17 protein-coding genes are annotated in these 19,167 nt (G+C 42.6%); 16 read left to right on the top strand and 1 reads right to left on the bottom strand.

The genetic code is table 11. The features are described 5' to 3' along the window. The first annotated feature begins 104 nt into the window (after positions 1-104). From J3L18_RS17335 to J3L18_RS17260, 16 genes are all read left to right on the top strand, one after another. Positions 105-626, top strand: coding sequence for an ExbD/TolR family protein (locus tag J3L18_RS17335; RefSeq protein ID WP_090531923.1), 522 nt, complete (start codon positions 105-107; stop codon positions 624-626). A 381-nt stretch (positions 627-1,007) separates the two neighbouring features. Continuing rightward, positions 1,008-1,748, top strand: coding sequence for an undecaprenyl pyrophosphate synthase (uppS, locus tag J3L18_RS17330; protein ID WP_129568471.1), 741 nt, complete (start codon positions 1,008-1,010; stop codon positions 1,746-1,748). A gap of 63 nt (positions 1,749-1,811) precedes the next feature. Next, positions 1,812-4,364 (top strand): outer membrane protein assembly factor BamA, encoded by a 2,553-nt coding sequence (gene bamA / locus J3L18_RS17325; protein ID WP_129568472.1) that lies wholly within the window; start codon positions 1,812-1,814, stop codon positions 4,362-4,364. Between the two features lie 16 nt (positions 4,365-4,380). Further along, the gene (locus tag J3L18_RS17320) at positions 4,381-4,911 is read left to right on the top strand and encodes an OmpH/Skp family outer membrane protein (protein WP_090532069.1); all 531 of its coding nucleotides are present in this window, start codon (positions 4,381-4,383) and stop codon (positions 4,909-4,911) included. Between the two features lie 48 nt (positions 4,912-4,959). Next, positions 4,960-5,472, top strand: a complete 513-nt coding sequence (locus tag J3L18_RS17315) for an OmpH/Skp family outer membrane protein (protein ID WP_090531918.1) — start codon at positions 4,960-4,962, stop codon at positions 5,470-5,472. Between the two features lie 223 nt (positions 5,473-5,695). Beyond that, complete coding sequence (locus J3L18_RS17310) at positions 5,696-6,208, top strand: OmpH/Skp family outer membrane protein (RefSeq protein WP_090531916.1); 513 nt, start codon at positions 5,696-5,698, stop codon at positions 6,206-6,208. Positions 6,209-6,274: 66 nt separating this feature from the next. Then, entirely contained in the window at positions 6,275-7,120 is an 846-nt protein-coding gene (murI, locus tag J3L18_RS17305; RefSeq protein ID WP_090531914.1) for a glutamate racemase, read from the top strand. 172 nt (positions 7,121-7,292) lie between these two features. Continuing rightward, positions 7,293-8,363: an NADH-quinone oxidoreductase subunit NuoH gene (gene nuoH, locus J3L18_RS17300; RefSeq protein WP_129568473.1), complete on the top strand. Its 1,071-nt coding sequence runs from the start codon at positions 7,293-7,295 to the stop codon at positions 8,361-8,363. A 132-nt stretch (positions 8,364-8,495) separates the two neighbouring features. Then, complete coding sequence (locus J3L18_RS17295) at positions 8,496-9,086, top strand: 4Fe-4S binding protein (RefSeq protein WP_129568474.1); 591 nt, start codon at positions 8,496-8,498, stop codon at positions 9,084-9,086. A gap of 26 nt (positions 9,087-9,112) precedes the next feature. Continuing rightward, complete coding sequence (locus tag J3L18_RS17290; protein WP_223266113.1) at positions 9,113-9,631, top strand: NADH-quinone oxidoreductase subunit J family protein; 519 nt, start codon at positions 9,113-9,115, stop codon at positions 9,629-9,631. Beyond that, positions 9,628-9,933 carry an NADH-quinone oxidoreductase subunit NuoK gene (gene nuoK, locus J3L18_RS17285; protein ID WP_129568476.1) on the top strand — a complete coding sequence of 102 codons (306 nt, stop codon included), beginning with the start codon at positions 9,628-9,630 and terminating at the stop codon, positions 9,931-9,933. The genes J3L18_RS17290 and nuoK overlap by 4 nt, the downstream gene beginning before the upstream one ends. Before the next feature lie 100 nt (positions 9,934-10,033). Then, positions 10,034-12,142, top strand: coding sequence for an NADH-quinone oxidoreductase subunit L (nuoL, locus tag J3L18_RS17280; RefSeq protein ID WP_129568477.1), 2,109 nt, complete (start codon positions 10,034-10,036; stop codon positions 12,140-12,142). A gap of 5 nt (positions 12,143-12,147) precedes the next feature. Beyond that, positions 12,148-13,752: a complex I subunit 4 family protein gene (locus tag J3L18_RS17275; protein ID WP_129568478.1), complete on the top strand. Its 1,605-nt coding sequence runs from the start codon at positions 12,148-12,150 to the stop codon at positions 13,750-13,752. A gap of 7 nt (positions 13,753-13,759) precedes the next feature. Further along, on the top strand, positions 13,760-15,742 hold the full coding sequence (locus tag J3L18_RS17270) for a mucoidy inhibitor MuiA family protein (RefSeq protein WP_129568479.1): 1,983 nt from the start codon (positions 13,760-13,762) through the stop codon (positions 15,740-15,742). Between the two features lie 7 nt (positions 15,743-15,749). Next, entirely contained in the window at positions 15,750-17,243 is a 1,494-nt protein-coding gene (locus tag J3L18_RS17265; RefSeq protein WP_129568480.1) for an NADH-quinone oxidoreductase subunit N, read from the top strand. A gap of 95 nt (positions 17,244-17,338) precedes the next feature. Continuing rightward, positions 17,339-18,646 carry an ammonium transporter gene (locus J3L18_RS17260; RefSeq protein WP_091172540.1) on the top strand — a complete coding sequence of 436 codons (1,308 nt, stop codon included), beginning with the start codon at positions 17,339-17,341 and terminating at the stop codon, positions 18,644-18,646. Between the two features lie 230 nt (positions 18,647-18,876). On the opposite strand, the gene J3L18_RS17255 is transcribed toward J3L18_RS17260, so the two are convergent. Beyond that, the gene (locus J3L18_RS17255; RefSeq protein ID WP_129568481.1) at positions 18,877-19,128 is read right to left on the bottom strand and encodes a dihydrofolate reductase family protein; all 252 of its coding nucleotides are present in this window, start codon (positions 19,126-19,128) and stop codon (positions 18,877-18,879) included. Between the last annotated feature and the right edge of the window lie 39 nt (positions 19,129-19,167).

The raw sequence follows: 19,167 nt of genomic DNA, 5'->3' as shown, positions 1-19,167 counted from the left end.
TATTTAATTCGTTTTAAATTTAAAATACAATATTTAATTCTGTTTTTATATTGTATTTTGTAATTTAGTATTGTACTGATTATTAACCTAAAATCTTTAAAGTCATGGCCGAATTAAACTCATCTCCTCAAAATGGCGGCGGAAAGCACAAACGCAAAAAAATAAACGCCCGCGTTGATCTTACTGCAATGGTCGATCTTGCATTCCTGCTTATTACCTTTTTTATCATGACCACCACGCTGGCTAAACCAAAAGCTATGGATTTGGCTATGCCAGATGACGGCGGCGACGGAATGCCGGTTCCGGCAAGCCGAACACTGACTGTTGTTTTGGGCAAAAATAATAAGGCCATGTATTTTCTGGGCGAGCTTAAAAATCCGATCATTGCACCTTCGGTAACCGATTTTTCAGCCAATGGCATTCGCAGGGCTATCATCGAAACCAATAAAAAAGTACACGACGGCTCGGGCAAAAGCATGATAGTATTGGTAAAACCAAGCGATAAATCGCAATACAGCAATTTGGTGAGTACGCTTGATGAGCTGGCTATTACCGGCATTCAGCAATACGCTATAGTTGATATTATGCCCGCCGATGTTGACGCGCTTAAACAAAAAGGAATATAAAAGTGTAACGCAATTGTAAGCAAATTTACAGGTGGTTTTTTGAGGTCGGCAGCTTTCATTATCAGGCAGATAATGGCTACCGGCTTTTTTATTTTTTTGAGCTTTAAACCAAAAATTATGAAAAATCATGGTTTTGATAGCTGTTTAGGCAGTTTTAATATATTATTCGCAATAACATTTTCTTTTAGCGAGGGATACTAAAAAAATACAAAGTAAGTTTTACCTTTGTACCCTGAAAAATCCGTCAATTTGCGTGGCAAAACGGCGGATGCAGGTAATTAATAATTGATTAGTCTAACAACCGAATATCGCAGACCATAGTATTGATGAAAAATTTTACACAAGTGTGTTTGTACAGGGTGGCTTTTGATAAGGAGTAATATGGATTATTTGGATCAGATTGATTTGTCGAGACTACCACAGCACGTAGCTATTATTATGGATGGCAACGGGCGCTGGGCGAAAGGGAAAGGCAAATTAAGGATATTTGGCCATCACAACGGTGTAACATCTGTTAGGGATGTTGTTGAGGGGGCCGATAAATTGGGTATTAAATATGTCACCTTATATACATTTTCGTCCGAAAACTGGAACCGCCCCAAGCTGGAGGTTATGGCTATTATGGAGTTAATGGTAACCACTATTCATAAAGAGGTTCCCGGCTTTATGAAAAACAACATCAGGCTAAATGCCATTGGCGATCTGGACACACTGCCCGAAAAATGCCTTCGTGAACTTAATAATGCTATTGAAACAACAGCAGGTAATACCGGTGTTGTGCTTACGCTGGCTTTAAGCTATAGCTCGCGCCGCGAAATTGTACGGGCTGCAAAAAATATAGCCATAAAGGTAAAAAACGGCGAGTTGAATGCGGAAGATATTAATGAAGAGGTTTTTGAACAAAACCTTTTTACAGGCGATATGCCAAACCCCGAACTGCTGATCAGAACCAGCGGTGAATACCGTATAAGTAATTATTTATTATGGCAAATTGCTTACGCCGAGTTGTATTTTACAACCAAATTATGGCCCGATTTCAGGAAAGAAGACCTGTATGAAGCAGTGATTGATTTTCAGAAACGTGAGCGCCGTTTTGGCTTAACAAGTGAGCAGGTGAACTAAATTTTTACTTTTAACAAATTTTAACAACTGTATAAATTATTTTTAGCCCACTAAAATATTCGAATGTATAAATTTCTTTTTGCTATTCTTTTCTCGGTTTTGGCTACTACGGCTTTCGCCCAGATATCCAATGGGCCGAGGCCTACGCTTACAAAATCGATACCTGCTGATAGTTTAAGTTATCTTAATCCTAAAGATTATATTATTGGTGGTATTTCTGTTAGTGGCGCAAAATATCTTGATAAAGACATCCTGATCCAGCTATCCAAATTAACCAAAGGCGATCGTATCAACCTGCCGGGCGAACGTAATGCCGAGGTAATTAAAACCTTATATCAACAAGGTTTATTTGATGATGTGCAATTGAACATCACCAAAATTAATATGGATACCATTTACCTGGAGATTGCCGTGTTGGAGCGTCCGCGTTTATCACGCATGCACTTAACCGGTATTCGCAAAGGCGAAATTGAAGATGTTCAGAAAAAATTGAACGACCGTGTAGGCAAGATCGTAAATGAAAACCTCATCAGCACAACAACTGCTATCATAAAAAAGCATTTTAACGAGAAAGGTTTCTTAAACACTACCGTTACCATTACCCAGCGTAAAGACCAGGGTGATGTTAACAGCGTTATACTGGATGTTGCCATTGATAAAAAGACCAAGGTTAAAATCAACGATGTTATTTTTGAGGGCAACAAGGCATTTAGCACCGGAACCCTGCGTGGTTTTTTAAGTAAAACCCGTAAACGTAAATGGTATAACCTGTTTGGCTCAAAGAAATTTAAACAGGACAAATACGAAGAGGATAAACAAAACCTGGTTGAAAAAATGCAGGCCAGGGGATACCGTGATGCCGAGATCCTGAGCGATTCCGTATGGAAACATGACGATGAAACCGTAAACGTAAAGCTGAAAGTATATGAAGGCCCTAAATATTACTTCGGTAATGTTAAGTTTTCGGGTAATGCCAAGTATACCACCGATTTGTTAAACAGGATCCTTCACGTTAAAAAAGGTGACGTATTTAGCGAAGATGAGCTGAACAAGCGTTTAAGCGGCCCGACTCCGGGTAACGATGACATTTCATCGCTTTACCTTAATGATGGCTACTTAACCTTTAATGCCGATCCGGTACAAACAAGGGTTTATAACGATACTGTAGATGTTGATGTGAGGATTTATGAAGGCCCTCAGTATACGATTAACCGCGTTATGTTAAAAGGTAACGACGTTACCAACGATAAAGTGGTAATGCGTGAGATCCAGACAAAACCGGGTCAAAAATTCAATAAAGACCTGCTGATCCGCAGTGCGCGTGAAATTGGCCAGTTGGGCAACTTCGACGAGCAAAAAACCGAACCTAAACCAACCAACATCAATCCGCAGGATGGTACGGTTGACTTGGTTTATAACGTAGTTGAAAAACCTTCAGACCAGATCGAGCTTTCGGGTGGTTTTGGTGGCGGCCAGTTGGTAGGCACATTGGGTTTAACCTTTAATAACTTCTCTATCCGTAATATCTTCCACCTTAAAGCTTACAAGCCACTGCCAAAAGGCGATGGTCAGAAACTGAGCTTAAGGGGGCAGTCGAGCGGCCGTACCTATCAAAACTTCTCGTTCACATTCTCCGAGCCATGGTTAGGTGGAAAAAAACCAATTTACTTTGCATTGTCTGCTTATACACAGGGAAGTTCAACAGGGCAGTATTATCCAAAAACAAGCCCATACTATAACAAATTGCGTATTAACGGTTTGGGCGTTACATTGGGTAAACGTTTAAAATGGCCTGATAACTATTTCCAGTTAAACTACTCACTTAACTTTGATCATTACAGCCTTGATAACTACACCGGTTACCTGTTTACCAACGGTACCTCTTATAACATTAAGTTAACCCAGGAGTTGACACGTAACTCAATAGATGCGCCTATTTTCCCAACCCAGGGTTCAAATATTAAATTTACGATACAGGCTACGCCGCCTTACTCATTATTTAATAACATCAATTATAAAATAGCCACCCCCGAAGATCGTTACCATTTTGTTGAGTACTATAAGTTTAAATACGATGCACAGTGGTTCTCGAAACTGGTAGGCAAATTTGTATTGATGTCGCAGGTTAGGTTTGGTTTCCTTGGCCAGTACAATCACCAGGTTGGCCCATCACCGTTTGAACGCTTTAAATTAGGTGGCGACGGTATGCAGAGCTACCAGTTTTTACAGGGTAGTGAGATCATCGGCTTACGTGGTTACCAAAACTTCTCGATTGTACCCGAGGGCTCAAACGAAACTCAAAATACAAACACCGGTAGCGCTATTTATAATAAATACACGCTGGAGCTTCGCCACCCGGTTATTGCAAGCCAGTCGGCAACAATTTTCTTGCTCGCCTTTGCCGAAGGCGGTAACGCGTGGAACCAGTTTAGCCAGTTTAATCCGTTTAATGTAAGGCGTTCGGTAGGTGTGGGCGCAAGGATATTTTTGCCTATATTTGGCTTACTGGGGTTAGATTATGGTTATGGCTTTGATAAAATTCCGGGGCAACCGGATGCAAATAAAGGCCAGTTCCATTTTACAATTTCTCAGAGTTTATCCGGCGGATTTAATTAATTTGCGTACCGAATATATGAAGAAGATAATTTTAGTAGCCTTTTTAACGTTAACTGCTTTTGCAGGCGCTTATGCGCAACGTTTTGCTTATGTTGATTCGGAGTATATATTAAAGCACATGCCCGAGTATGCCTCATCACAAAAGCAATTAGCTGCATTATCTGATCAGTGGCAGAAGGAAGTTGACGGCCGTTTTCAGGAAATCGACCGCCTGTATAAAGCTTACCAGGCCGATCAGGTGCTGATGACCCCTGATATGAAAAAACGCCGTGAGGCCGAAATTGTTGACAAAGAAAAGGCCGCGAAAGATTTTCAACGTCAGAAGTTTGGTCCGGATGGTGAGCTTTCGCAAAGAAGCACAGCGCTGATTAAACCAATTCAGGATAGGGTGTCTAAAGCTGTACAAGCAATTGCCGAAGGCGATAACCTGGATATGATTTTTGATAAAAACAGCGAGGTTATTATGTTATATGCTAACCCGCGGTATGATAAAAGCGCGGATGTTATAACCAGATTAGGACTAAAACCCGGGGTATTTGCTAAATAATTTGAATTAAAATAAATCGAACTATTATTTAAACACAGAAAAAGGAAAATGAAAAAACTATTTAAAGTTGCCTTAGTTGCAGTAGGTTTGTTATTTGCGGGCAGCTTTGCAAATGCTCAGACTAAGATCGGCCACATCAACTTCAATCAGCTGATTGATATGATGCCCGAAACTAAAACTGTAACTGCTTCGATCCAGGCTTATCAAAAAACATTTATTGATCAGCTTACTACAATGAATAATGAGTACCAGACAAAAGGCCAGGACTACCAGTCAAAAAGGGCAAGCATGACCGATGCTGTACGTACTGCTAAAGAAAACGAGCTTACCGATATTCAAAAACGTATGAATGATTATCAAAACAATGCCCAGCAACAGGTTGATGCAAAAAGGCAGGAATTAGGTAAACCGCTTATTGATAAAGCTACCCAGGCAGTACAGGCTGTAGCTAAAGAAAAAGGCTATGCTTACGTATTAGATTCATCACAGATCACCTTATTGGTATCTCCTGATGCTGATGACCTGATGGCAGCTGTAAAATTAAAATTAGGTTTGAAATAAGAATACAAAAGACATAAAAAAGCGCCCTGATTAAACGGGACGCTTTTTTTATGTTTGCCATTTAAATTACCCCATTGTTATTTTAGCCGGGTAAGGATAGCTGTCAAATGTTCCTGTTCATTGTAAGCTCTCCTGAGGTTAGTTCATGAGCAATTTGCTGATACACGTTATAAAAACAAACAGATAATTATTATCCATTATTAAACACAGGACACAAAACAAAATGAAAAAACTATTTAAAGTCGCCTTAGTTGCAGCAGGTATGTTGTTCGTGGGTAGTTTTGCTAAAGCGCAAACAAAAATAGGTTATGTTAATTTTAGCCAGGTTATTGACCAGATGCCTGAAACTAAAACTGTTTCTACAACATTACAGGCCTATCAAAAAACATTCATTGATCAGTTAACCACTATGAACAATGAGTTACAAACCAAGGGTGCCGATTTGGAAAAAAACGGTTCAACTTTGACAGATGCTGCCCGTTCAGCAAAAACTTCTGAATTGCAGGATATTCAGAAACGCATGAACGATTACCAAAACAATGCTCAGCAACAAGTTGATGCTAAAAAACAAGAATTAGGCAAACCCATTATTGATAAAGTTAGCCAGGCTGTACAAGCGGTAGCTAAAGAAAAAGGTTACGCTTATGTATTGGATTCATCACAGGTTAGCATGATCGTATCTCCTGCAGGCGACGATCTGATGGCTGCCGTGAAATTGAAATTGGGTTTAAAATAAAATCACCTTTAAGTAAATTATACAAAAGCGCCCCGTAATTACGGGGCGCTTTTTTTATGTTTGTATATGTCAAATCAACCAATTGGTATTTTTGATTCGGGTTATGGCGGGCTAACGGTGTTCCGTTCTATCATTGAACAACTGCCCGGCTATGATTATATTTATATGGGCGATAATGCCCGTGCTCCCTATGGTAACCGCTCATTCAGCACCATACACCAGTATACCTGGGAATGTGTGCAGTGGATGTTTGACCAGGGATGCCCCTTAGTGATCCTGGCGTGTAATACGGCATCGGCCAAGGCATTACGTACCATTCAGCAGCAGGACCTTAAACAGATAGATGATCCGTCGAAAAGGGTATTGGGCGTTATCCGCCCTACGGCCGAGGTTATTGGCGATTATACTAAAACCAAAGAGATTGGGGTGCTTGGCACAAAGGGCACCGTACAATCTGGCTCATACCTGCTCGAGATCCAGAATTTTTTCCCCGACATAAAAGTTTACCAGCAGGCCTGTCCGCTTTGGGTGCCGTTAATTGAAAACGGGGAATACGATAAACCCGGTGCAGATTTTTTTGTGCAGCTGTACCTGGATCAAATCATGGCGCAATCGCCCAACATCGACACCATTTTACTGGCTTGCACGCATTATCCTATTATCCAGGACAAAATAAAAGCACATTTGCCCGAACGCATTAATGTTATAGGGCAGGGCGATATCGTGGCTAAAAGCCTTGTTAGTTATTTAAACCGCCACCCCGAAATTGAGCAAAAGCTTAGCCGGAACGGCGAAAATAAGTTTTATACCACTACCGATGATACTGCCGATTTTGACCATCATGCCTCGCTGTTTTTCTCGGCCCCGGTAAAATCAACGTTTATATCGGCAAATGATTTGGTGAAGTGTTGAACCTTGATTTTTATGATTATAGGATGATCATGATACAGAGCTTCAGGCGTTGATATATCAGGCAATCCTTAAATCAGGTAAATCATGGTTCTCCTATCAACTTAATATATAATTTAATCATTCTAAATAACTCAACATTTAGTAAGTTTGCACCCTTAAGCAAATATTCCTGTTGAACTATTATTTTACATATTTTATTGCAGCAATCGGGTTGTTCAGTTTTTCGGCCTTTTTCGCTTTATTCGGTGTATATGCCGAGCGTAAAATATCAGCGTTTATACAAGACCGGCTCGGTCCAACGGAAACGGGAAAATATGGTTCGCTGCAAACGCTGGCCGATATTTTAAAAATGCTTCAGAAAGAGCTGATCGTCCCGGCCGCTGCCGATAAATGGTTGTTTATGCTGGCCCCGGCCGTAATATTCATAGCCGTATACCTCGGTTTCGCCGCGCTACCCTGGGCCCCCGGACTTATCCCTTCAAAGACTAATATCGGCCTGTATTATATCTTCGCCATTATTTCCATCGAAACATTGGGCATCCTGATGGCAGGCTGGGGATCAAATAACAAATATTCTATATTGGGTGCCATGCGCTCGGCAGCACAGATCATTTCGTATGAGATCCCTGCCGGTTTTGCCATTATAGCTGTTGTGATGATAGCACAAACGCTGGATTTGCAGCTGATTTCGGCCCAGCAGGGTATCCTGGCGACAGAAAAAGTTAAATTCGCTGGGTTTTGGGACGTATCTCAAATAGGTGGTTTTTTTAGCTGGAACATATTCCGTGCACCTCATTTACTCATCGCATTTGTGATCTATTTTATAGCTTCATTGGCCGAGAGTAACCGTGCACCTTTTGATATCCCCGAAGCAGAGTCGGAACTGGTTGCCGGTTTCCATACCGAGTTTACCGGGATCCGCTTCGCGCTGGTATTTTTGGCCGAATATTCGATGATGTTCCTGGTATCCATGATAGCAGTAATATTATTTTTAGGTGCCTGGAATACACCGCTGCCTAATATAGGCGGTGTTAAACTGGCAACCTGGACAACGGGGGTAGCCTGGGGGATATTATGGGTGGTAATAAAAACATTGGGCCTGGTGGGTGTTCAGATGTGGATCAGGTGGACATTACCCCGCTTGCGGGTTGACCAGCTCATGAACCTTTGCTGGAAAGTATTGACCCCGGTGGCTTTCGCTTGTATGCTGATATCGGGTGTATGGAGGTTGTGGCTGATGTGATTTTTAATTTCGGATGTCGGATGTTCGATTTCGGATTTGGAAAAGTTGAAATATAGAATTTATTAAAATATAAAATAACGGATTTAACGGAGAGAAAGGCAATATCCTGGCAATCCTAAAATCCTAAAAATCATGGTTCAGAAGGTAATAAAAGCGTTTACAACGGCTTGGAAAGGTTTAAGCCTTACCATCCGGCATCTCTTTGAGGGTAACGGCAAAAGGGAGATTGTAACCGTGAGCGATAGCAATTACTTTAAGCAACTGGAGCATGGCACCAACACTATTCAATATCCTAAGCAACAACTGCCGGTACCTGAAGTGGGCCGGTACCAGTTGGATGTGGAAATGGACGATTGTATTGTATGTGATCTGTGCGCTAAGGTTTGCCCGGTTAATTGTATTGATATTGAATCGATCAAGGCTACGGAAGCTATCGGCCAAACATCCGATGGTACAACCAAACGTCTGTATGCTGCCAAGTTTGATATTGATATGGCCAAATGTATGTATTGCGGCTTGTGTACCATCGTGTGCCCAACCGAATGCATTACCATGACTAACCAGTATGATAAAACCGTTTTTCAGCTAAGCGATCTGGTTTACCAGTTTTCGGATATGACGCCCGAAGATGCCGCCGAAAAGCGTGCCCTTTTTGACAAACAGCAGGCCGAAAAACAGGCTGCCAAATTAGCCGCCATGAAACAAAAGGAGGGTGGGGCATGACCTTGGTTCGCTTACTGTTTTATACAATGAGTTTTATTGCTATTGGCTCGGCGCTATATGCTGCTTTAAGTAAAAACCTGGTCAGGAGTATTTTTATATTTTTTGTGACCTTGTTTGCATTAGCTGGCTTGTATGTAATTGCCCTTGCCGATTTTGTTGCCGTAACGCAAGTGGTAATTTATGTGGGAGGCATTTTGGTGTTAATCCTTTTTGCATTTATGCTTTCTGGTCGTGAAACGCTAAATGTGATAGAGCAACACAAAGGAAAATTCATTAACATGGCTAAAGTACCGGCGGTTATACTGGCTGCGCTGTTTTTAGCGGTGATTGTAAACATTATCCTTAAAGCCGATGCTGATAACCTGCCATGGGTAAAACAGGCCATCGCACAAAAAAAGGAGATAACGCCAATCTCTTCAACTATAGATAATATAGGCGTTAACCTCATGACCACCTACCTGCTGCCTTTTGAAGCCATTTCTGTTTTATTGCTGATGGCTTTGGTAGGTGCGGCACATTTATCACGTAAGGAGGGCAGGGCATGATCTCGTTAACCGATTTTTTACTGGTAGGCGCGTTATTGTTTTGCACAGGCATGTACATGATTGTATCCAAACGTAACTCGATACAAGTATTAATAGGTATTGAACTGATGCTGAACGCCGCCATTTTAAACCTGGTAGCTTTTGGTAAATATGATAAGCTAAATAACGGCGGACAGGTGTTCGCCTTGTTTGCTATTGTGCTGGCCGCGGCAACAACAGCGGTTGCGCTGGCCATCGTCCTGAATGTTTACCGGCGATATAAAACCATTGACCCAGATGAGATTAAAAATTTGAGGGATTAAAATATTGTAGAGACGCATAATTGCGTCTCCCGCAGGACAAGCGGAAATGTACATTCGGAGACGCAATTATGCGTCTCTACAGAGAAGATAAAAAAACTAATTGGGCACCGCGCTTTTACATACCGATCAAACCATCATCAGCTACACCATTGCAGCTGTGGCTTTACCGTTGGCGGCCTCGATCATCAACTTTTGCCTGCCGGTAAAAAGTAAAGCAGCGGGCTGGATTTCAACACTGGCCATTTTGGTGGGTTGCGTATTATCAGCCATTGTGTTTGCAAGGGTGTGGAACCAGCAACCGCTGCACACCCAAAAACTATGGTTTACCATTGGCAACACCAAAGTCTTCGCAGGCATCCTGCTTAATAATCTGTCAGCGCTGATGCTGCTGTTGGTATCGCTGATTGCCTTGCCAGTTCACATCTATTCCACTGCTTACATGAAGCATGACGACAGGTACAGTCGTTATTTTACCTACTTAAGTTTCTTTTGTTTCAGCATGCTGGCTTTGGTGGTGGCGGATAGCATGGTGTTGTTCTATGCTTTCTGGGAGCTGGTGGGCTTTTCATCATACCTGCTTATCGGTTTCTGGTTCACTAAGGATAAAGCCGTACAGGCCAATAAAAAAGCCTTTATCATGAACCGTATCGGCGATATCGGTTTGCTAAGTGCTATCATTATCATTTTTGCCCAGTTTCATACGTTTGATATTGATGCCTTATTTGGACAACATGGACTTGTTAAGTTTATGGCGCCTGATAACGGGCAATGGGCTTTTGCTCCTGATAGGATGCCTTCTAATTATGGCTCTGTTTGGACACGGGGGGCAATGACTACATTACCCGCGATATGGCAGTATATAGCCTGCGCCGGGATCTTCCTTGCTGTGGCCGCAAAATCGGCACAATTCCCTTTGCATACCTGGCTACCTGATGCCATGGAAGGGCCGACGTCAGTTTCGGCGCTGATCCACGCGGCTACTATGGTGGCTGCCGGTGTATTTCTGCTGGGCAGGGTTTATCCTTTGTTTACCGATACGGAGTTAACGGTTCTTGCTGTAATAGGTTGCTTTACCGCTTTTATGGCCGCCACAATCGCGCTTACGCAAAACGATTTGAAACGGGTGCTTGCTTACTCAACCATATCGCAACTGGGTTACATGATCCTTGCGATGGGGGTTGGAGCTTATGGCTCTTCGCTATTCCATTTGGCTACGCACGCTTTCTTTAAATGTTTATTGTTTTTGGTGGCCGGGGTTGTGATTCACGAAATGCAACATATCAAGGAGGAAAATAACCTGGATATCGACCCGCAAAATATTCAGTACATGGGTGGCTTGCGTAAAAAGCTGCCATTAACTTTTATTGTGGCAATTGTTGGTTCACTGGCGCTTATAGGTATTCCGCTTACTTCTGGCTATCTGTCAAAAGATGGCATCCTGATCCAGGCGTTTGAATGGAGCGAGGGTAGAAGCGCATGGCTTAAACTGATCCCGGCAGGTGCATTATTTACCAGTTGGCTTACTGCCTTTTACGTATCAAGGTTAATAGTGAAAATATTTTTCGGAGAGTTTCGCTTGTTGAAACATCACCCTGACATTAAACTACATATCAGCGATGGTGGTTGGCAATATCGTGTGCCATTGATCCTGCTGGCGGTTTGCAGTTTGTTCCCCTTATTTTCGCTTAATCCTTTCTTTTATGAAAAAGCCTGGCTATTCGAAAGCTTAAAACCTGCCGAATTCATGGCCCGCGAAAATATCTACCATACCATTATTCCGATAGGGGTGAATATCTTAAGCGTTTTTGTAATGTACGCGGCCTATGCTATCTACGTAAAAAGAAATACGTTCTCGTTTCCGCAAACCGGCTTCTTTTACCGCTTATCCTATAATCAATGGTATTTGGATAAGATCTATAAAAAAGTAATCGTAAAACCTATACTTGGCCTGGGTAAAACCTGCTTCTGGTTCGACAGGAATATTATTGACGGACTCATCCATTCAATTGAACGGCTGAGCAGGGCGGTGGCAGACCTTACCGCCTGGTGTGATAAATATATTGTCGACGGATTTTTGCATTCAATGGCTGCATTAGTGCAAAGTATTGGCAATTTTGCACGTAAATTTCAAAATGGAAAAGTGCAGTACTACCTGTACAGTATGCTGCTCATTGTGTTGGTACTCTTTATTTTAAAAATACTGATCTGAATTTAATGAACCTACTAACCCTACTCATATTTATACCTGTACTGTTTGCGTTGGTGATCGTATTGCTGCCATCGTCGGTTCGGGGGAGTTTTAAATATATTACCCTGCTGGCTACGCTTTTGCAGCTGGGTATCAGCATCGCAATCTACCTTAACTTTAAAACAGGTGCGGCAACAGCAGGTATTAACCATGAAGACCAGTTTCAGTTTGTACAGAAACTGCCATGGATTGCCCTTAACCTGGGCAGCATGGGCAAAATGCAGATAGATTATTTTGTAGGGATAGATGGCATTTCGGTAACCCTATTGGTAATGTCGGCACTGGTGATGGTGGTTGCTACGCTGGCCTCCTGGGAAATCAAGAGCAATCTCAAAGGTTTCTTCCTTTTGTTTTTGCTGTTGGATATGGCCGTGATGGGTGTATTCTGCGCTTTGGATTTCTTCCTGTTTTACCTGTTTTATGAGCTCATGTTACTGCCGCTCTATTTCCTGATCGGGATGTGGGGCGGTGTACGCCGGGAGTATGCGGCCATCAAGTTTTTCTTGTATACCCTGTTTGGTTCGGTGTTTATGCTGCTGGTGATGGTTGGTTTATACCTTTCTGTAAGCGATCCGGCAACAGGAAGTCATACTTTTAGTATTATCCAGATGATGAATCCGGCTAATTATGCCCAGGGTTCGGTATTCTCGGCTGCCGCGCATCAAACCATATTGGGGATGCCCGCACGCACGGTTGGCTTTGTAGTGCTGTTTATTGCCTTTGCTATCAAGGTACCCGTTGTACCGCTGCATACCTGGCTGCCCGATGCGCACGTTGAAGCGCCTACACCGGTATCTATCATTCTTGCTGGGGTATTGCTTAAAATTGGTGGTTACGGCATTATCCGTATCTGCCTCGGGATTTTCCCGGAGATAGCTTCTTCCGGCGCTTTTTGGCTTGGGTTGATTGGGGTTGTTTCGATATTATATGGCGCCTGCAATGCGCTGGCCCAGCGCGATCTGAAAAGGATGATCGCTTACTCATCGGTATCGCACATGGGTTTTGTGTTACTGGGCATTGCCTCGCAAACTGCCGAAGGTGTAAGCGGTGCGGTAATGCAGATGGTAAGCCATGGCTTTTTATCGTCGATGCTGTTCTTTTTGGTGGGTGTAGTTTATAACCGCGTACACGACAGGGATATTTATCATTTCCGCGGATTGGGCACCCAGATGCCTCAATATACGGCCTTTGTTATGGTAGCATTCTTTGCTTCCTTAGGCTTGCCGGGCTTTTCGGCATTTGTGGCCGAAGCATTTACACTGGCGGGTACATTTAAATCGCCAACGGTTAACGGTTTGCTGGCATACTGGATGGCCGTTTGCGGTTCGGTAGGGATCCTGTTGGGAGCAGCTTATTTTCTGTGGACACTGCAGCGCATGTTCTTCGGAAAAGTATCACTTAAAGGCGGCGAGGTTTGGAAAATAGCACTTACCGATGTAAGCATCCGCGAAAAGCTGGCATTGATACCAATGGCTGTTGCTGCGCTTGCTTTAGGTTTGATGCCATCGTTGGTATTTGGAAAAATCAATGATTCGGTACTGGCATTGATACAGTTTTTACAGGCTAAATAAAAAAATAGTGTTTCAACATAAATTCATTTATGGAAAAGTGCATACACCTGCATCTTTTATTTACGTTGTCCCCGGCAACCCGGGCATAAGCGAAATAACAGATGGTATGTATTTAACCGAAGGAATTATGTTTAAAAAATTATCCATTGCCGCAGCATTACTTTTTATCACTGCGGCAACCAGGGCCGATGAAGGCCAGAAAGTAGCCTCCAAAGTTCAAAAAGTAACCGTGTTTTTGAACGGAGCACAGGTAAGTCGCACCGCATTGGTCAATATCAGCCCCGGCACATCAACGCTGGTGTTTGAAAACCTGTCGCCTGGAATTGATGTGCAGAGTATCCAGGTAAATGCAGGCGGCGATTTTACCATTCTTTCGGTTAATCACGAACTTGATTTTGCCGATAATGACATCAGGCAGAAAAATATACAGACTATCGAGGCGAATGTAAAACTGGTAAGAAACAAAATAGCCTTGCAAAATAACATGCTCTCTATTTACCAGGAAGAAGCTAACACGCTGGCTAAAAACCCGGTGAGCAATGGTACTAATGTTGCGCTGGATCCGATTAGACTGAAACAGACACTCGACTTTCAGACAGCTCGCTTAAATGAGATCAAAAAGAATCAGCAAGCCGTAAATGATCAGATAGATTTGTTTAACGACCAGCTGGAAGATTATAACAAACAAATTGCAGAGATTAACAAAGTAAGTGTTAAAACTACCAGCAATGTTTTGGTGACAGTATCGTCAAAAGTTCCATTACAGGCAAATTTTACTTTAAGTTATCTGGTGCGAAACGCCAGCTGGTTCCCTACCTACGATATCCGTGCTAAAAATGTGAACAGTCCAATAACTATCGTTTACAAAGCCAACGTGTCGCAAAAAACGGGTGAGGACTGGAAAAGCGCAAAGCTTACCTTATCAACCGGTAACCCAAGCGTAAATGGGGCGAAGCCCGAGCTTACGCCTACCTATCTTACCTTTGGTATGTACTATTCAGGTACTGGTGTTTCAATAACTAAAGTAATGGGTAGAGTAGTGAGTAGGGATGATAACAGTCCCATCCCTGGTGTAAGTGTCAGGGTAAAAGGTACATCAATAGGGGCCGTAAGTGATGCCGGTGGAAATTACAGCATCCAGATACCTAACGCCAATGCTGTGCTTACTTACAGTTTTATTGGATATGAGACATTAGAAAGGCAGGCCAATGCGCCAATGATCAACGTGTCGCTAAAGTCAGCTTCAAACCAATTGAATGAAGTTGTTGTAGTTGGTTATGGTGAAGTTGAACATAAAAGGGATTTGACTGGTGCTGTTGCGAAAATACAAGATAAAAATATAATTAACACGGTTCCTATCGAAGTAAAAAAAGAAGAAAACCAAACCAATATTGAGTTTAATATCGCCAACCCTTATACGGTGCCAAGCGATGGCAAACAATATGCCGTTGAAATTAGCCAATATAATATTGATGCTACTTATCAGTATTATGTAGCGCCTAAACTGAGTACTGATGTGTATCTGACAGCGCAGCTTACTAATTGGAATAAATACAGTTTTCTTTCGGGCGAGGCCAATCTGTTTTTTGAAGGAACATACATTGGCAAGTCGCTGATTAATACCGATGCTACTACCGATACACTGAACCTTTCGTTAGGCACTGATAAAAATATTGTAGTTACCCGTACATTGGAGAAAGGTTTCGCTATGCGCCAGTCATCAGGTTCCAACCAAAAGGAAACCCGCAATTGGCTTATCGATGTGAAAAACGGGAAAAGCCAGTCGGTTAATTTATTGGTGGAAGACCAGGTACCTGTTTCGCAAAATAAAGATATCGAAGTAGAGGCGCAGGAAACATCTGGCGCAAAACCTGATGCAACAACAGGTAGGGTTTCATGGAATTTCATGTTAAATTCGCTCGATGAAAAGAAGGTGAAACTAAAATATCAGGTTAAATACCCCAAAAATCAATCAGTAATAGTACAATAAAATATAAATGCACGATCTGCTCCCCCATATATCAGCTCAGTTAACCAATGTTTTTGGCAGTATACCCTATTTCATGCCCGAAATTTATTTAACCGGGCTGTTTTTGGTAGTGCTGATAACCGACCTGATATTTGGGCGCAGATCTGTAAAGCTTTGTAAAATTATAGCCTGTACGGGCTTGTTACTGGTGCTGTTTAAAGACCTGCAGCAGGTAGCCCTGATCCTTGACGGCGATCATGTTATTTTCGGCAGTATGTTACTGCTGCGCAGGTCGGCGGTATTTTTCAAGATCATTATCGATCTGCTATCGTTTATCCTGCTATTGAATTTTACCTGGGATGATAAGCTGAAGGCGCATCCAAAAGGCTTATCAGACCTATATACCATTTCCATAGCATCTATTTTAGGTCTGCATTTAATGGCCATGGCTATTAACCTGCTTTCTGTTTATCTTGCCATCGAGATGGTATCCATAGCGTCATACCTGATGGTGGCTTACCGGTCTGAAACTGCTTTGAGTACCGAAGCTGGTTTAAAGTACGTACTTTTCGGCGCGGCATCATCGGCTGTCATGCTATACGGGATCTCGTTACTGTACGGCTTCAGCGGCTCGCTCGATCTGCTGGGTATTGTAGCCCAGTTGCCTAATGTAAACCCGGTGAGTGCTTCATTTGCTTTAGTACTGGTGCTGATTGGCATAGGGTTTAAATTATCATTTATGCCGATGCATTTTTGGGTACCCGATGTTTACCAGGGAGCGCCCACGCCGGTTACTGCATACCTGTCAACCGTACCCAAGATAGCAGCTTTTGCATTGCTGGTAAATGTGATGCCTTTGTTCCTTTTTTCGGCCGACTGGAAGGGGATTGATTTTAGTATTGTTTTATCAGCCATTGGTATCGTTACCATGATAGCCGGAAATTTTGCGGCCGTTTTGCAAAGCAACGTGAAAAGGATGCTGGCCTATTCAAGCATCGGCCATACCGGCTTTGCTTTAATGGCGGTAGTTACCTTTAATTTACAGGGCTTATCATCATTAACCTATTACCTGGCCGTTTACGCGCTGGCCAATATCGGGGCGCTGGCACTGGCATCATACTTCAGCAATATTGTGGACGCTGAAGAGGTGGAAGCTTACAAGGGCCTGGGCTTAAAATACCCTGTAGCCTCGGTTTGTTTTGTTATTATCCTCATTTCTTTAACAGGGATCCCGGTTACTGCTGGGTTTACGGGTAAACTATTTGTGTTTTCGGCGGCTTACAGCGCCTATGAGCAAACACACAGTATCTGGCTGTTGTCGCTGATGATAACGGGCGCTATAACCACGGTGGTATCGTTGTTTTATTACCTTAAAATTCCTTTGTATTTATTTCTGAAAAGAACAGAAAATGCTGAAGTTGCCAGTGAAAGATCTTATAATTTACTTGTTTTAGCTATTATTATTAGTTTTCTGCTCGTTTTATTGGGGATTTTCCCGAATTCTATCCTGAAATATCTGTAGTAGTTGTTTTTTTTAACAAAAGTCAATTATTTTCTTTTGTTTTTAGAAAAAACACTAACTTTCATGCCGATTTAAAACATATTTTTTCTGAATAAATGAAGAGGTATTTCCCTTTTTTCCTGATCTTAATTATACTTTCCCTTACTTTCATTTTTCCGTCGGTTGATTTTAAGGATTCCGGTCATCCCAATTTTAATACGGGCGATATAGCCTGGATGCTGATGTCGACGGCGCTGGTTTTGATCATGACACCCGGTCTTGCGTTTTTTTACGGGGGAATGGTTAATAAGAAGAATGTGATCTCCACCATGCTGCAAAGTATTATTTGTATGGTGATCATTACGGTAATGTGGGGGATCTTTGGTTTCAGCCTGGCCTTCGGCGATAGCTTTTATGGCCTTATCGGTAACCCCGGAACTTATTTCATGATGAAGGGCATGTTAGGTAACGCCACCTGGAAAGCCGCTCCAACCATTCCGTTGTTATTATTTGCCATGTACCAGTTAAAATTCGCCATTATTACCCCGGCGCTTATTACTGGTGCATTTGCCGAGCGCATCCGTTTTAACTCGTATATTATTTTCCTGGTACTGTTTTCTATTTTCATATTCTCGCCGCTGGCGCATTGCACCTGGCACCCTGATGGCATATTGGCCAAATTTGGTGTGCTTGACTTTGCAGGTGGTACGGTAGTGCATATGTCGGCCGGATGGGCTGCCCTGGCATCGGCCTTATATTTAAAACGCCGTAACGAGGCTAATCATTCCCCGGCGCGGATTACCTATGTAATGATAGGTACGGGGTTGTTATGGTTCGGTTGGTTTGGTTTCAATGCCGGTTCGGCTTTTGGCGCAAACGCTTTGGCGGTTACCGCTTTGGCAACCAGTACCACTGCTTCGGCAGCTGCAGGTGTTACCTGGATCTTTTTTGATATGCTGCTTGGCCGCAAACCATCTGCAATGGGTACCTGTATTGGCGCTGTTGTAGGTTTGGTGGCAATTACGCCTGCCGCCGGCTTTGTATCGGTGCCGCACTCGCTGGCTATCGGTATCATATCGGCTGTGGTGAGTAACCTGGTTGTGGAATGGCGTACCCGTACTTCTATTGATGACACGCTTGATGTGTTCCCTTGTCACGGCGTTGGCGGTATGGTGGGGATGCTGTTAACCGGCGTATTTGCCAATCAGCATGTAAATGCTAATAATACAACAGGTAACGGTTTGTTTTTTGGCGAGACACACCTGTTCCTTGTACAATTGGTAGCATTAGTGTGCGTATCGATATTCGCATTCTTTGGTTCATTATTATTGTTAAAGATCACCGACATGATCTCGCCGTTAAGGGTATCGGCCGAAGAAGAAGAACAAGGTCTTGATATCAGCCAGCACGGCGAAAAATTATAATCACGTATTTCCAACCAATCCAATAAATCTAATGAAATTCCCGGCCGCAAGGCCGGGTTTTTTGTTTTAAGGGGTAATTAAAAATATTAACGCGGGTTTAAGCGCCCACGATTGAATGACTTTTTAACAAGAGCGTACACGCTCCCTGATATTATGGTAGGCGTGACGCCATTAGGGAGAAAAACTTAAAAACCTCCTCTCGAGAACGGGCGCGGAGAGGGAGCCTCTTTTTACGCCCTTATATAATAAAGCAAAAGCGTACCACAGGCAAATGGTTCACAATTCACCAATTTTAACTCTAAATCATTTTTTAAAGGGTTAAAGGTTTGTTGTCCGTTACCAATCTCAGCAGGGTTTACAAGCAAATAAAACTCATCAACCAAATCATGTTGAATTAAGGATGATACAAACGAATCTCCTCCATAAACAAGGATGTCATGAGCGCAAAAGGGAGAAAAATAAAGCCCCTCTTTGCGAAGCAAAAAGGGGCAACACGTACAGCGATGTAGGGGGAGTTAATA

It is taken from the genome of Mucilaginibacter gossypii, from assembly GCF_017569325.2.
In the GTDB taxonomy this organism is placed as follows: domain Bacteria; phylum Bacteroidota; class Bacteroidia; order Sphingobacteriales; family Sphingobacteriaceae; genus Mucilaginibacter; species Mucilaginibacter gossypii.
This window is presented reverse-complemented; position numbering and strand designations above follow the sequence as displayed.

What these genes read in the sequence shown, in the direction of transcription:
- J3L18_RS17335 (WP_090531923.1), top strand. Translation starts at nt 105, where the DNA reads ATGGCCGAATTAAACTCATCTCCTCAAAATGGCGGCGGAAAGCACAAA.
- uppS (WP_129568471.1), top strand. Translation starts at nt 1,008, where the DNA reads ATGGATTATTTGGATCAGATTGATTTGTCGAGACTACCACAGCACGTA.
- bamA (WP_129568472.1), top strand. Translation starts at nt 1,812, where the DNA reads ATGTATAAATTTCTTTTTGCTATTCTTTTCTCGGTTTTGGCTACTACG.
- J3L18_RS17320 (WP_090532069.1), top strand. Translation starts at nt 4,381, where the DNA reads ATGAAGAAGATAATTTTAGTAGCCTTTTTAACGTTAACTGCTTTTGCA.
- J3L18_RS17315 (WP_090531918.1), top strand. Translation starts at nt 4,960, where the DNA reads ATGAAAAAACTATTTAAAGTTGCCTTAGTTGCAGTAGGTTTGTTATTT.
- J3L18_RS17310 (WP_090531916.1), top strand. Translation starts at nt 5,696, where the DNA reads ATGAAAAAACTATTTAAAGTCGCCTTAGTTGCAGCAGGTATGTTGTTC.
- murI (WP_090531914.1), top strand. Translation starts at nt 6,275, where the DNA reads ATGTCAAATCAACCAATTGGTATTTTTGATTCGGGTTATGGCGGGCTA.
- J3L18_RS17295 (WP_129568474.1), top strand. Translation starts at nt 8,496, where the DNA reads ATGGTTCAGAAGGTAATAAAAGCGTTTACAACGGCTTGGAAAGGTTTA.
- J3L18_RS17290 (WP_223266113.1), top strand. Translation starts at nt 9,113, where the DNA reads ATGAGTTTTATTGCTATTGGCTCGGCGCTATATGCTGCTTTAAGTAAA.
- nuoK (WP_129568476.1), top strand. Translation starts at nt 9,628, where the DNA reads ATGATCTCGTTAACCGATTTTTTACTGGTAGGCGCGTTATTGTTTTGC.
- J3L18_RS17275 (WP_129568478.1), top strand. Translation starts at nt 12,148, where the DNA reads ATGAACCTACTAACCCTACTCATATTTATACCTGTACTGTTTGCGTTG.
- J3L18_RS17265 (WP_129568480.1), top strand. Translation starts at nt 15,750, where the DNA reads ATGCACGATCTGCTCCCCCATATATCAGCTCAGTTAACCAATGTTTTT.
- J3L18_RS17260 (WP_091172540.1), top strand. Translation starts at nt 17,339, where the DNA reads ATGAAGAGGTATTTCCCTTTTTTCCTGATCTTAATTATACTTTCCCTT.